This is a genomic window from Bifidobacterium sp. W8104 (assembly GCF_016100735.1).
GTDB classification, from domain to species: Bacteria; Actinomycetota; Actinomycetes; order Actinomycetales; family Bifidobacteriaceae; genus Bombiscardovia; species Bombiscardovia choladohabitans.
This window is the reverse complement of record NZ_JACFRW010000001.1, coordinates 1,583,259-1,598,005: the sequence shown is the minus strand read 5'-3', so window position 1 is coordinate 1,598,005 and position 14,747 is coordinate 1,583,259. Positions and strand designations below refer to the sequence as shown.

Here is a 14,747-nt window from a genome sequence, read left to right as displayed (position 1 = left end):
ATGTCGTTTATAGGCATGTATCGATACTTGGCCTGCTTGGTCTACGGGTCGGTGGCAGAATGTGGGTATGAGCGCATCCGGTCAGCAGCGGATTATCAACACCATCAATCCCGGGGAGCGACCGTTCGGCTCTCCTCTGGGGCCAAGACCTACACGAGTCCTTCTCCTGGGAGCCGGCGAACTCGGCCGCGAGATTGCCATCAGCCTGATGCGACTGGGTGCCTGGGTAGGTGCGGCGGACTCCTACCCTGGCGCACCGGCCACCCAGGTGGCCCATGCCGGCTACCAGGTGAAGATGAGTGACCCCCAGGCTCTTGAGGACCTGATCGACAAGGTCCAGCCTGATTTGATCGTGCCTGAAGTGGAGGCCATCGCCACAGACCGCCTGGTCGGCGCCGCGGCCCTGGGCATCCAGGTGGTGCCTGCCGCCCCACTGGCGGCCATGTGTATGGACCGCCGGGCCCTGCGCGTCTTCGCCCACGAGCAGGTGGGCCTGCCCACCACCCCCTACCGATTCGCCGACTCCCCCGAAGAGCTGGCCAGCGCGGCGGACCAGGTGGGCTACCCCTGCATGGTCAAACCCCTGATGAGCTCCTCCGGCCATGGACAGACCCTGGTAGGGAGCAAGGAGGGCTTGTCGCAAGCCTGGAATTCGGCACTGACCCAGGGCCGGGCAGCCACCAGGCACCAGGGCAAGGCCGAGGTCATCGTGGAAGCCCTGGCCCCCCTGGCCCATGAGCTGACTGTTCTGACCGTGGCCTCCTCTGCCGGCGTGGCCACCTGCACACCCATCGGCCAGCGTCAGGAGGACGGGGACTATCGGCTCTCCTGGCAACCGGCGGAGCTCAATCCCGACATCTTACAGCAGGCCCGGAGTATGGCCACCCGGCTGGTTGGTGCCATGACCTCCCTGGCCCGCCAGAGTGGCGAGACTGGTTGGGGGATCTACGGTGTGGAGATCTTCGTCCTACGCGACGGGTCGCTCCTCTTCAACGAGGTGGCCCCCCGCCCGCATGACACCGGCATGGTGACCATGATCTCCCAGCGGCTGAGCGAGTTCGACCTTCATGCCCGGGCCATCCTTGGCATTCCCGTCCACCAGGAGGATCTTGCCCTGAATCTGCCGGAAGGCACATGCGCGGTCAGCCGGCCGATCCTGATCAGGGGCCAGGGACCGGTCAGCTTCCAAGGCCTGCCGCATGCCCTGGACCACCCAGGCACTGATCTGCGCATCTTCTCCAAACCCGAAGTGCATGGCCTGCGCCGCATGGGCGTGGCCCTTGCCCTGGGACCCGACCTGCAGACTGCCACCGAACGTGCCGAAGCCGTGGTCCGCGATCTGAAACCCCGGGTGGGAACGGGGATGTAACCCGGGCTTGCTATGGTGGTCGTGTCCCAAGCAGTGCAGAAGTTTCCAATTCGCAACAAACTCGAGGAAGGCGAACAGTGGAAAAGTTGGGAATGCGCTATCAAGGCAAGGCCAAGAAACTGTACGAGACGGATGACCCGGACATACTCTGGGTCGAGTACACAGACCAGGCCACCGCGGGGAACGGGGCCAAGAAGGCCAATATCGAAGGCAAGGCCAGACTGAACAACAGGATCACCACGGTGATATTCTCCCTGCTGGCCCGCCGGGGCATCCCCAGCCACTTCGTACGCAGCATCTCGGATACCGAACAGCTCAACCGTCGGCTGGACATGTTCCCCCTGGAGATCGTCATGCGCAACCGGGCTGCAGGCTCCTTCGCCCAACGGTACGGGGTTGCGGAGGGCACCACCCTGAAGCAGCCGGTGCTGGAATTCTTCTACAAGTCCGACCCCCTGGATGATCCGTTTATCAACCGGGATGACATTCTGGCCCTGGGACTGGCCACCGAGCAGGATCTGGACATCATCGCCGCCAAGACCCGGGAGATCAACGGGGCGCTGACCGGCATCTTCCGCGCCATCAACGTGGAGCTGGTGGATTTCAAGATCGAAATGGGCAAGACCGGATCGGGCATCATCCTTCTCGGCGACGAAATCACCCCCGACACCTGTCGGCTCTGGGCGATTGGCAACAATAATGACGGCCAGGTCACCCACTTGGACAAGGACATCTTCCGCAGGGATCTGGGCAGCATCATTCCGGCTTATCAAACCATTCTGGATGGGCTGACCGAATTGGAGGAACGCGAAAGCCAATCGAACAGCTGAATCGGTGGACCCGGAAGCGAGCATATCGCCTCCGGGTTTTTCATTGGTCCCCAACCAGTCCATCGCGAAAGGATCCATTGTGCTCTTCCGTGTCTATACCGAGAAAAAGCAGGGCTTCGACCAGGCCGCCGAAAGGCTTGCCGAACAGCTCCGCACCCTGCCTGGCGTGCAAGGGCTGACCGGCTTGCGCATGATCAACCGCTACGATCTGGAAGGAATCGACGAAGACCTCTTCGAACGTTGCCTGCCCACGGTCTTCGCCCAGCCCCAGACCGACCTGGTGGCCACCCAGCTGGAGCAGGCCCTGCGCATGAAGGGCGATGAGGATCTGCCACCGCTGGACTCCCCCATGCTCTTCGCCGTGGCCCCCCTGCCCGGTCAGTTCGATCAGCGAGCCGACTCCGCAGCCCAGTGCGTCCAGCTGATCGGTCAGGGCGCCCGCCCCTTGGTGGCCACGGCCACCGTCTATCTGCTCCAGGGCGACCTGAATGCCGGGCAGATCGAGGCCATCCGCAATTACCTGGTCAATCCGGTCGACTCACGGGTGGTAGGGCTGGAGCAGCCCAAGACCCTGGCCTTGCCTGATGACGAACCGAATCCAGTGCCGGTGTTGGACGGGTTCCGCGATCTGGATGATTCTGGACTGGAAGCGCTGATCGACAAGCTGGACCTGGCCATGGATCTGCCGGATGTCCGATTCTGCCGTGACCACTACCGTCAGGAGAAGCGCGACCCCACCCTGACCGAGCTCAAGGTGATCGACACCTACTGGTCCGACCACTGTCGGCACACCACCTTCAACACCAGGCTAGAGCGGATCGATGCGGACAACCCCCAGGCCCGTGACACGCTGGAACGGTATCGGACCATCCGCGAAGAGCTGGGCCGCCAGGACCGGCCGGAATGCCTGATGGACATGGCCACCATCGGAGCCAAGTACCTGCAGAAGCGCGGCATCCTGAACGATGTGGACCAGTCCGAGGAAGTCAACGCCTGCACTATCCGAACCAAGGTCGACGTGGATGGCCAGGATCAGGACTGGCTCTTCCTCTTCAAAAACGAAACCCATAACCATCCCACCGAGATCGAACCCTTCGGCGGTGCCGCCACCTGCATCGGTGGAGCCATCCGCGATCCTCTGTCCGGAAGAGGCTACGTCTACCAGGCCATGAGGGTCAGCGGGGCAGCAGACCCCCGCCAGCCCCTGGATCAGACCCTGCCCGGCAAGCTGCCCCAGCGCCGGATCGTCCGTCAGGCGGCCGATGGCTACTCCTCCTATGGCAACCAGATCGGGTTGGCCACCGGTCAGGTTCGGGAGATCTACCACCCCGGCTATGCGGCCAAGCGGATGGAAGTGGGCGCTGTGGTGGCCGCCACCCCGGCCGACCACGTGATTCGTCGCCGACCCGCCCCCGGTGATCTGATTATCCTGGTCGGCGGGAGGACCGGCCGCGATGGAATCGGCGGCGCCACAGGGGCTTCCAAGTCCCAGGACGAGCAGAGTCTGGAACGTTGCGGGGCCGAGGTGCAGAAGGGCGACGCGCCTGAGGAGCGCAAGCTCCAGCGCCTCTTCCGCCGCCCGGAGGCAGCCAGGCTGATTGAGCGCTGCAACGATTTCGGAGCCGGCGGCGTTGCCGTGGCCGTAGGCGAGCTGGCGGACGGACTGAGCGTGGACCTGGACCGGGTGCCACTCAAGTACCGGGGGCTGGACGGGACCGAAATCGCCATTTCCGAGAGCCAGGAGCGCATGGCCGTGGCCCTGGCTGCCGAAGACGCACCCACCTTCATCGAATACGCCCGGCAGGAGGACCTCGAGGCCACCGTCATCGCCGAAGTGACGGCAGAACCCCGACTGCGGATGACCTGGCGGTCTGAGACCATCGTGGACATCCCCCGATCATTCCTGGCCTCCAATGGCGCACCTCATAAGGCCGATGCCCAGGTGGCCGTTCCCGCTCCCTACCATGCCCCCTTTGAGGTCCAAAGCAGTCTGGATGCGCGCATGAGGGCCCTGCTTACGGACATCAACGTCTGCTCCCAGCAGGGTCTGGCCGAACAGTTCGACTCCACCATCGGCGCAGGCACCGTCCTCATGCCTTTCGGCGGAGCCCGACAGCTGACTCCGGCCCAGGCCATGGTGGCCAAGCTGCCGGTGGATGGGCACACCACCTCCGCTTCGGCCATGGCCTGGGGATTCAACCCCTGGATCAGCAGCCAGGACCCTTACACAGGCGCCTACCTGGCCGTGGTCGAGAGCCTGGCCAAGCTGGTGGCCTCTGGCTTCAGCCGTTCCCGGGCCCACCTGAGCCTGCAGGAGTACTACCCCAAGCCCGGTGATGACCCCCGGCGCTGGGGGCTGCCTGTGGCCGGCGTCCTGGGAGCCCTCCAGGCCCAGCTGGATCTTTCCGTGGGTGCCATAGGCGGCAAGGACTCCATGTCCGGCAGCTTCGAGGACCTGGATGTGCCGCCCACCCTGATCAGCTTTGCTGTGGCCCTGGGACGGGCCAAGGAGGCAGTCTCCCCAGAATTCAAGGCAGCCGACCGCCAGGTCTACCTCTTGACCCCCGAATACCGGGAGGACGGATTGCTGCCCGATCCGGAGAGCCTGCGGACCGTCATGGACCAGGTGGAGGCGCTGATCAGCCAGGGCCTGGTGGATGCTGCAGCCACTCCGGGCTACGGATGCATCGCCCAGTCCCTGATGGAGATGTGCCTGGGCAACAGAATCGGGCTGGATCTGGCATCAGACACTGCTGTATCGGCGCTCTTCCGCCCCGCCTATGGAAGCTTCATCCTGGAGGCCTCGGGTCCGGAGTCCCTGTTCATTCAGGATTCCGGCCTGCATTTGCGCCTGCTAGGGCACACTCGCGAGGATTATCACCTTCGCTGCGGCAGCGAGGATCTGGACCTGGCCGAGCTCGAGGAAATCCGTGCCGAAGGTCTGGAATCCATCTTCCCGTACCGGGGCCAAGGCGACCCGGTGCCGACCATCGGCCGCACCGACCGTGAGCCCCGCAGGCCTGCCGCGCGCAGAGCCGAAGGGACTTCCAAGACCGCCCGACCCAGGGTGGTCATGCCCGTCTTCCCCGGCACCAATTGCGAATTCGACTCCGCACGGGCCTTCCGGGACGCTGGAGCCCAGGTGGATACCGTGGTCATCCGCAACCTGAATGCCGAGGACGTGACCGAGAGTTCCCGCCGCCTGGCCAGGGCCATCCGCAACAGCCAGATACTGATGCTGCCCGGAGGCTTCTCCGGCGGCGATGAACCCGACGGTTCGGCCAAACTGGTGGCATCCTTCCTGCGTTCGAACCAGGTTGCCGATGCCCTTCAGGAGCTTTTACAGGACCGGGACGGGCTGGTTCTGGGCGTCTGCAACGGCTTCCAGGCGTTGATCAAGCTGGGTCTGGTTCCCTATGGCAAAATCGTCACCGGCTCGCCCGAGGATCCCACCTTGGCCGTCAATACCATCGGTCGCCACCAGAGCCGTCTGGTCCATACCCGGATCAGCTCCACCCGCTCCCCTTGGCTGAGCGCCTGCCGGGTGGGTGACATACACACCATGCCCATCAGCCATGGCGAGGGGCGGTTCGTGGCGCAGCCTGGCCTCCTGCGTACCCTGATCGACCGAGGCCAGGTGGCTGCCCAGTATGTAGATGAGCAGGGTCGTCCCTCCATGGATCCGCTGGTCAACCCCAATGGATCCGACATGGCCGTCGAGGCCATCACCAGCCCGGACGGCCGGGTGCTGGGCAAGATGGGCCACACGGAACGCAGCGGTCACGACCTGTATCTCAACGTTCCCGGAAACCGCATGCAGCCGCTCTTCCAGTCTGGAGTGGATTACTTTGCCGCCTAGGGGAAAGGACATAAACCATGTCGTTGGAGCTTGAAGGCATCCACGAGGAGTGTGGGATCTTCGGGGTCTGGGGACATCCCGACGCCGCCCGGCTGACCTACTTCGGCCTGCACGCCCTGCAGCACCGCGGCCAGGAGGGTGCCGGCATCGTTTCCAACGACCAAGGGCAGCTGATCGGAAGGCGCGGTCTGGGTCTGCTCACTCAGGTCTTCCCGGACGAGTCCAGCCTGACACCGCTGACCGGGGACCGCGCCATCGGCCATGTGCGCTACGCCACGACCGGATCGGGGTCCATCGAGAACATCCAGCCCTTCGTCTTCCGCTTCCACGACGGGGATATAGCCCTGGCACACAATGGCAACCTGACCAACTGCAACAGCCTCAAGGCACAGCTGGAGGATCAGGGAGCCATCTTCCACTCCAACTCCGACACCGAGGTGCTCATGCACCTGATCCGCCGCAGCCCCGAAAAGGACTTCATGGCGGCGCTCAAACAGGCCCTGCGCCAGGTCCATGGCGGCTTCGCCTACCTGCTCATGACGGAGGACGCCATGATCGGAGCCATGGACCCCAACGGCTTCCGTCCCCTCTCGCTGGGTCGGCTGCCAGGTGGGGCCTATGTCCTGGCCTCCGAGACCTGCGCCTTGGACCTGGTCGGCGCCACGCTGGTGCGTGACATCGGCCCCGGCGAAATCGTCCGTGTGGATGACTCGGGTTACAGCATCGAGCGCTATACCGATCAGACCTGCCTATCCATCTGCTCCATGGAATTCATCTACTTCGCCAGGCCCGATTCCAATATTTACGGGGTCAACGTCCACTCGGCCCGCAAGAGGATGGGAGCCAGGCTGGCCCGCGAGGCCCCGGTGGACGCCGACATGGTCATCGGGGTGCCCAACTCCTCCCTTTCCGCAGCCTCAGGCTATGCCGAGGCGGCCGGGCTGCCCAACGAGATGGGACTGATCAAGAACCAGTATGTGGCACGCACCTTCATCCAACCCAGCCAGGCCATGCGCGAACAGGGAGTCAGGATGAAACTGGCAGCAGTGCACGGTGTCGTGGCCGGCAAGCGGGTGGTGGTCATCGACGATTCCATCGTCCGAGGCACCACCTCGCGTAGAATCGTCCGTCTGCTGCGGGAGGCCGGGGCGAGCGAAGTGCACATGCGCATCGCCTCCCCGCCCCTGCGCTACCCCTGCTACTACGGCATCGACATTCAACGGACATCCGAACTGATCGCCGCCAAGAAGTCCGTGGAGCAGATCAGGGAAGCCATCGAGGCCGATTCCCTGGCCTACCTGAGTCTGGACGGTCTGGTGGAATCCATCGGTCTGGGCCGTGATGCACCCTACCAAGGGCTCTGCGTGGCCTATTTCAACGGAGACTACCCAACGCGGCTTGACGACTACGAGCAGGGTTTCCTGGCCTCGCTGACTCCGGAGGACCGGGCCCGGCTGGAAGCCTCCAAGGGATCCTATGGGCTTGACATGCCTGCAGGGTCGAGCCGGAGAACAGACCAATGAGCACCAGCGAAGAGCAGGACAGACAGGGCAGAGAAAGGGGCAACCATGCCGAAGGCATATGAACAGGCTGGGGTATCGGTGGAGGCCGGATACGAACTGATCGACAGGATCCGCTCCCACACGGCCAGAACCCATAGGCCGGGCGCCGGTGACATCGGCGGCTTCGGCGGCGACTTCGACCTGTCTGCACTCAACTACCGCCACCCGGTCCTGGTCTCAGGCACCGACGGCGTAGGCACCAAGTTGATGGTGGCCCGGGAGGCCGGCCGCCATGACACCATCGGCCAGGACTGCGTGGCCATGTGCGTCAATGACATCATCGCCCAGGGGGCCGAGCCACTGATCTTCCTGGACTACATCGCCTGCGGGCACAACGACCCGGCTCTGCTGGAGCAGGTGGTCAAGGGCGTCGCCGACGGCTGCGTCCAGGCCGGGGCCGCCCTGGTAGGCGGGGAGACCGCCGAGATGCCCGACATGTACCAGCCCGACGAGTACGACCTGGCCGGATTCACCGTGGGCGTGGTCGAACGGGAGTCCCTGGTGGATGGTTCGGCCATCACAGAAGGCGACCAGCTGATCGGCCTGCCCTCCTCGGGAGTCCACTCCAACGGATTCTCCCTGATTCGTCAGGTCCTGCTTGACCAGGGGGGCATGAAGCTGGAGGACCGGCCCTACCAGCTTGGCGGACGGACCCTGGGTGAGGAACTGCTGACGCCCACCCGCATCTACGTCAAGGCGCTGCGCCCGCTCTTCGCCTCTGGCCTGCTCAGGGGTGCGGCGCACATCACCGGGGGCGGCTTCGTGGAGAAGGTACCCCGGATTCTGCCCGAGGGTCTGGCTGCCAGCTTCGACCTCGATTCCTGGAAGGTGCCGCCCATCTTCACGATGATCGAGGAGATGGGCAGGGTCGACCATCTGGAGATGTACAACATCTTCAACATGGGCATTGGGATGGTCCTGGTCGTCTCCCCTGACCGGCTGGACCAGACCCGCGCAGTCCTGGATGAGGAGCAGGAGCCCTACGCCCTGATCGGTCGGGTGACAGGTGCCCAAAACGGCCAGCAGGTCATTCTTAACGAAGACGGTCGTCAGCAATAGCGAGAGGAGCCCATCATGGCGGACAAGGTACTGGTCATCGGATCGGGAGCCAGGGAGCACGTTATCGCCACCACCCTGCTGTCCGGGCCAGGAGTGGATCGGGTCTGGTGCGCCCCGGGCAACCCGGGCATGGAATCGGACGGCATCAGCCTGCTTCGAGAGGATCCCACACAACCCGAAAAATTGATCGCTGCCATACGCGAGTTGGGAATCGACTGGGTCTTCGTCGGGCCCGAGGCTCCTTTGACGGCTGGATTGGTCGACGAACTGCAGGCTGCCGGCATCCCCGCCTTTGGGCCCAGCAAGGCTGCGGCCCGCATAGAGGGATCCAAGGGCTTTGCCAAGGACCTGATGCGCAGGCATGGAATCCCGACCGCCGACTATGCGGTCTTTCATGACTTGGACGGTGCCAAGTCCTATGTGCGCTCGCACGGAGCACCAGTGGTCATCAAGGCTGACGGGCTGGCTGCGGGCAAGGGTGTGACGGTGGCCACCGACCTTGACCAGGCCATGCAGACCCTGGATGCCATCTTCATCGATCATAAGTTCGGGCAGGCCGGAGCCCAGGTGGTCATCGAGGATCAGCTGGTGGGCCAGGAGTGCTCGCTCATGTGCTTCGTCCGGGGTGAGCAGTTCTGGCCCATGCCACTGTCGCAGGACCACAAGCCAGCCTATGACGGGGACCGGGGTCCCAACACCGGCGGCATGGGGGCCTACTCCCCTCTTCCGCAGTTCGGCCCGGAACTGACCCAAAAGGCCCTGGACACCATCGTCGCACCCACCGTCCGTGCCCTGGCCCGGGAAGGCAGTCCCTTCACCGGGGTCCTGTACACGGGGTTGATGGTCACCGATCAAGGCCCTCAGGTCATCGAATTCAATGCGCGATTGGGTGACCCGGAGACCGAGGTGGTGCTGCCTGCACTGACCAGCGACTTGGGCACGGCCATCCGCACACTGATGGAGGGCGGAGAGCCGCAATTCACCTGGGACGACTCCCACAGCCGCCTTGGAGTGGTCCTGGCAGCACAGGGCTATCCCGGCAACCCCAAGACCGGGGTGCCCGTGCCCTTGATTGCTCCGGAGCAGGACCTCAGAGCCTACTACGCCGGAGTGTCCGGCTCGGCTTCAACCGGTCTGACATCGTCCTCGGGCAGGACCGCCCTGGTGGTGGCCCAAGGCGACGACCTGGCCCAGGCAGCCCACCGGGTCTATGCCCGGCTGGACGGCTTGTCGATGCCCGGCCTGTTCTATCGGCACGACATCGGCCACCGCGGCCTGGAAGCCTAATTGGCCGAGCTGGTCGAGTCCCCGCTGTCCTTATCCTGGCTTTGCTCCTCCTGGCGGGCTTGTTCCTTGGCCTTCTGCCGGGCGGCATCCGAATGGCGGGTGGGCGTGGTGTTGAAGCCGGTCCCCTGAAGGTAGTGCTTGCCGGCCATGATGTCGTACTGGATCAGCTTGTAGTCGTTCAGGAGCTGCCGGGTGGCCGGATCGAAGTCACGGGCGTTCATGGGCTGACCCTGGGCATCCAGATAGTTGGTCTGCCCTGCAGGGATCCTGTTCCAGTCCTGGATCTGGTTGGCCACCGGGGGCTCGATGGCACTGATCTTGTCGTGCAGCTCGGTCAGGAAGGCCGTGAAGGGAGAGACCTTGGTATCCATGTGTTCGGCCACCTGGGCCTGGAAGAAGTTGGGAGAGGAATAGGCGCTGTTGCTGACCTGTGTCCCCGATGCATCCGAGGCCTTGTTTGACCAGATGAAGTAGTCGGTCAGATGCAGGGCCAGGGAGTTGCGCTGGTCCGAACCGGCCGTGCCATAGATGCCGGGCAGATGATCCCCGTAGAAGACCACGGTGACCGGTTTGCTCTGGGAGTCCAGGCTGTTCAGGAAATCGGCAGTGGCCTGATCGGTCAGACTGACCCCCTTGGCGTAGGTGCGGATGGATTGCATCTCATCGTCGCCCAGGGGCATGTTGGGGTCAGATGAGCTGACCGAGAAGTTGTTGTCGTCATACCAGTCGTTGTAGGGCATGTGGTTCTGCATGGTGATGACCTCGACGAACTGGTTGCCCTTGTCGTCGCCCATCTGCTCCAGGGCGGAATCGTAGGCGGACCGGTCCCCCACATACTGGCTGCGGTCGATACGGTCCTGGTGGGCTATCTGGTCGGGGCCCGTCAGCGAGTAGAAGTGCGAGAAGCCGAACTTCTTGTAGTTCTCGGCCCTGGAGTACATGGAGGACTCATAGGGGTGGAAGGCCAGGGACCTGGATGGGGACCCCCAGGCCTGATTGACCGTGGGTATCCAGCTCAGGTGAGGGATGACCTGCTGATAGGGAGAGGTCAGCGAGGGATCGAAGTTGGCCATGGACAGGCCGGTCATGGCCTGGAACTCCAGATTGGCCGTACCCCCGCCATAGCCGGAGGAGAGCATGAGCCCGCTGGTGGTGCCCTCCTTGATGGATCTGATATGGGGCATGGGGTCCTGGTTGAGTGCGATGCCCGGCACCCGTGTGGGGTCCGAGAAGGACTCGGAGAGGATATAGACCAGGCTCGACTCATTCATATATGACTTGCGGTCACGGTTGATGCGGTCCGCCGAAAGCTGGTAGCGGTGGGCCAGAGACTGCATGGTGGCACGGCTGTATCCTGAGGGCTGGTCCATGACCTTGGGCCGCAGCTGCCGGGAGAAGGACACGAAGACCCCGTTGCGCTGGGCATCATAGACCGAGTCCCACATGGAGGGTATGTCGCCCATGAACTGCGAGAAGCGGTAGGCGGGGCTGCCGTAGGTGCCCACAGTGGACATGAAGAGTGCCACCACCAGGACAGGGACCAGGACCCCTGCCGTACGCAGCCCGGCGCCCAGGGGTTTGTTGCCGGTGGACACCGGACGACCGCGACGGGAATCCATCCGTGTCACCACCCAGCAGAGCAATCCGAGAATAATCAAAGCTACAACTCCCAGCCCGATCATGATCAGGGACCGGGCCGGCAGGAAGGAGACCAGGTTGGCCGCATCGGCATGGAGAAAGTCCAAATCGGAGGGCAGGACGGCCTCATACCGTGCACGCACCTTGAAACGCTCGATGATCGCAATGACCGCACAGATGGCCAGAATCAGGCCCGATGCCGCCCAGAAGCGATTGGTCAGGTAGGCCAGGGCCAGGTAAACCAGGCCTATAGCCAGCATGTTGAGCACCAGGACGAACCGACGCTGGGTCCACATGGCCGAGATGAAGCCCCAGAAGCCGATCAGCGGGTTGGACAGCTCTACGCGGGAACTGTTCAGGGAGACCCCCCACTGAAGGATGCCTACCGACAGGAAGTCAATCAGGATGAAGGCGAGCAGGTAGACCCACCCACGCACCCGAAGACGTCCGGTCATGTTCTGCATCCAGGATGTCCACCGGCCGGGCTGACGCTTACGATCCTTCACCGCTTACTCCTGACTTTGGTGACTGGGCCCCATAGGCCTTTTACCGATACCTGTGCCATTGTTCCCATTAAGGACGACAAGCCCCATGAAAACACCCCTTAGCGAACATGAAGAGCGAGCGGACCCATCAGGCCTTGGCGCCCGGCACCCGCTGGACCAGGGCGCTGATCCAATCCTCCAGGTTCCGGTACTTGTTGGGGCGCTGCTCGCTGACCTCGAAGACCGGCACATGGGCCTTGCGCGCCTCAATGGCCAGATCCTTGGAGGTTCGATTGACCTCCTGAACGTTGAGCACCAGCATGTCCAATTGCCCGGATGCCAGCAGATGACGGAAGGCCACCAGGTCCTCGGGCGAAGGCTCGCTCTCGTTGGCGGCCGCCCGCAGGTACCCCTCGGGGGTCAGGTCCTCCATGCCCAGGTCATGACAGAGATAATAGGCAGCCGATTCCGTGGCCGCATAGTGACGTCCCTGGGTCTGCCTGCGCACATCGGCTATCAGATTGTCCAGCCGGGTCTGTCGAACCTGCCAGTCCTGGTAGGCCTTGTCAAAATCGGCCTCGCGGCCTGGACGCAGCTGCCGATAGGCCTCATGCACGGCCTTGGCAGCCGCGCTCCTGCCCTGGGAAGAGAACCAGAGATGGGGGTTGTCGCCGGCCTTGCGCCCCGATGCCTTGGATATGTCCACCAACTTGGCCTGCCCGGTTTCAGCGGCCTTGGCAGCCCAGTCGTCGATGCCGGCCCCGTTGACTATGACCAGATCGGCACGGCTGATTCGGGCGATGTCGGCCGTCGTCGGCTCGTAGTCATGGGCATCAGTCGAAGTGTTGCTCAGAATGGTGTCCACCTGGGCCTGGTCGCCGCCCAGGTCCTCGGCCAGGGATTGCCACTGATTGATGCTGGCCACCACCTGCAAAGGGCCGGACCCGGTGGGCGACGAGGACGCTTCGCTATTCCCACAGCCTGTCAGACTGGTTAGCAGGGTCAGTCCGGCCAGAAGGGCGGCGACCAAGGTGCGGGTCCGGCGAAGGCGTGGGCTGCTGGCATGCATGGATATGGGTTCCTTCCTGGCAACAACGTGGGGGTCATTTGACAAACCCTACGAGCGTTACTGAGATTGATTATCAATAAATCTACCATAGAACAACCAATGGCCAGAAAGGTTGCCCAGGCAAATGGCAATCATCCGCCTGAACACTCCCTATACTGAACTGCGGATACGTTTTGCTGGAAGGAACTGCATGGGTACATGGCTGGCAAAGGTCCATCTGACCCAGGGATGGCTGCCCACGACGCTGTTCACCCTGACGGCCCTGGCCCTGGCCCTGCTGGTGTTGACCGGACTGACCCATGGACGCTGGCGGACCCTGTTGAGGCAGGTCGCCATCGCCGTAGGCATAGGAGCCCTGGGACTGCTGGCCACCTGGCTGGTCTCCGACGTCTTCATGCTCTTCGGAGTCTCCCTGGGTTGGATGGTCATCATCACCGTGGCCTTGGGCTTCCTAGCTGTGGGGTTCGCCGTATGCATCCTCGTTACTGCACATGGATGGCGAAGGCTCCTGGCAGCCCTGAGCGTCCTGCTCTGTCTGCTGTCCACCGGGCTGCGGGTGGATATCATCTATGGGGAGTTCACCACACTGGGATCCCTTTTCAGCGTCACCCTCTATCCTGACTATGGGAGTCATCAGGCGGCCAGACCGGCCATGAGCGTGGCCCAGTGGCGCGCCAGGGCCTCCCGGGGCGACCTGCCGGCCCATCCCCGCACCGGTCGCTCCTACAGCGTGCACATCCCCAATGACAGCTCCCGTTTCCTGGCCCGACCGGCCGATATTTACCTGCCTCCCGCTGCGTTGAGCAAGAAGCCTCCGGCCCTGCCCGTCTTCGTCCTACTGGCCGGTCAGCCCGGCAGCCCCGACCGGCTCTTCACCGCCGGATCCATCCCCGCCATGATGGATGCTTACGCCGCCGAACACGATGGACTGGCTCCGGTGGTGGTCTCCCCCGACCAGAACGGTTCTTCCTTCCACAACAGCCTGTGCGTAGACTCCCCCGTCTATGGAAAGGCTGAAACCTATTTGAGCCGTGACGTGCCTAGGTGGATCCGGGCCAACCTGCCGGTCGACAGCAAACCCCAGCTCTGGGCCATCGGAGGATTCTCCCAGGGAGGGACCTGCTCCACACAGCTGGGTGCACGGCATCCCGACGTCTACGGGAACATGCTCCCCGCCGATGGGGAGCTGGAACCGACCCAGGGTCGACAGGACCGGATGATCCACGACTACTTCGGCGGCGACCGGAAACGCTTCCTGGCCCAGGTTCCTGCCAAAGCCATCGCTGATCGGGCGCCATCGAGCCAACGGTTATTCACTGCCGCTGGTTCCAACGACAAGGAGTCCCAACACAATATGATGGTCATCGCCAAGGCCGCAGACCAGGCAGGCATGAGCGTGGAGGCCGTCATAACCCAGGGCTCGGGCCATGACTGGCACACGGTCAAGACCGCCTGGAAGCCCGGACTGGAATGGCTTGGCGAAGCCATGGGTCTTGGGCCAATATCCCAACCAGTCCAGGACTTTCCGGATATTGTTGAGATGAACATCAGCTGAAGCGCCGATACAGCAGATCAATAGAGATCATCAG

Annotated in this window: 9 protein-coding genes; 7 read left to right on the top strand and 2 right to left on the bottom strand. The window is 63.4% G+C overall.

Annotation, left to right across the window (positions count from 1 at the left end; translation table 11 throughout):
* Positions 1-67 precede the first annotated feature (67 nt).
* From purT to purD, 6 genes are all read left to right on the top strand, one after another.
* Complete coding sequence (purT, locus tag H3U89_RS06280; protein ID WP_198180178.1) at positions 68-1,369, top strand: formate-dependent phosphoribosylglycinamide formyltransferase; 1,302 nt, start codon at positions 68-70, stop codon at positions 1,367-1,369.
* A gap of 77 nt (positions 1,370-1,446) precedes the next feature.
* Positions 1,447-2,199: a phosphoribosylaminoimidazolesuccinocarboxamide synthase gene (purC, locus tag H3U89_RS06275; protein ID WP_198180180.1), complete on the top strand. Its 753-nt coding sequence runs from the start codon at positions 1,447-1,449 to the stop codon at positions 2,197-2,199.
* A 79-nt stretch (positions 2,200-2,278) separates the two neighbouring features.
* Positions 2,279-6,058, top strand: coding sequence for a phosphoribosylformylglycinamidine synthase (locus H3U89_RS06270; RefSeq protein ID WP_198180588.1), 3,780 nt, complete (start codon positions 2,279-2,281; stop codon positions 6,056-6,058).
* A gap of 17 nt (positions 6,059-6,075) precedes the next feature.
* On the top strand, positions 6,076-7,581 hold the full coding sequence (purF, locus tag H3U89_RS06265; protein WP_198180182.1) for an amidophosphoribosyltransferase: 1,506 nt from the start codon (positions 6,076-6,078) through the stop codon (positions 7,579-7,581).
* A gap of 45 nt (positions 7,582-7,626) precedes the next feature.
* Entirely contained in the window at positions 7,627-8,679 is a 1,053-nt protein-coding gene (purM, locus tag H3U89_RS06260) for a phosphoribosylformylglycinamidine cyclo-ligase (protein ID WP_198177448.1), read from the top strand.
* 15 nt (positions 8,680-8,694) lie between these two features.
* Complete coding sequence (gene purD, locus H3U89_RS06255; protein ID WP_198180184.1) at positions 8,695-9,966, top strand: phosphoribosylamine--glycine ligase; 1,272 nt, start codon at positions 8,695-8,697, stop codon at positions 9,964-9,966.
* Here the strand turns inward: purD and H3U89_RS06250 are convergent.
* Both H3U89_RS06250 and H3U89_RS06245 read right to left on the bottom strand, forming a co-directional pair.
* Positions 9,963-12,110, bottom strand: coding sequence for an LTA synthase family protein (locus H3U89_RS06250; protein WP_198180186.1), 2,148 nt, complete (start codon positions 12,108-12,110; stop codon positions 9,963-9,965). The genes purD and H3U89_RS06250 overlap by 4 nt on opposite strands.
* A 127-nt stretch (positions 12,111-12,237) precedes the next feature.
* Positions 12,238-13,158: a metal ABC transporter solute-binding protein, Zn/Mn family gene (locus H3U89_RS06245; protein ID WP_198180193.1), complete on the bottom strand. Its 921-nt coding sequence runs from the start codon at positions 13,156-13,158 to the stop codon at positions 12,238-12,240.
* Between the two features lie 190 nt (positions 13,159-13,348).
* On the opposite strand from H3U89_RS06245, the gene H3U89_RS06240 reads away from it, so the two are divergent.
* The gene (locus H3U89_RS06240; protein WP_198180195.1) at positions 13,349-14,713 is read left to right on the top strand and encodes an alpha/beta hydrolase; all 1,365 of its coding nucleotides are present in this window, start codon (positions 13,349-13,351) and stop codon (positions 14,711-14,713) included.
* Positions 14,714-14,747: the final 34 nt, after the last annotated feature.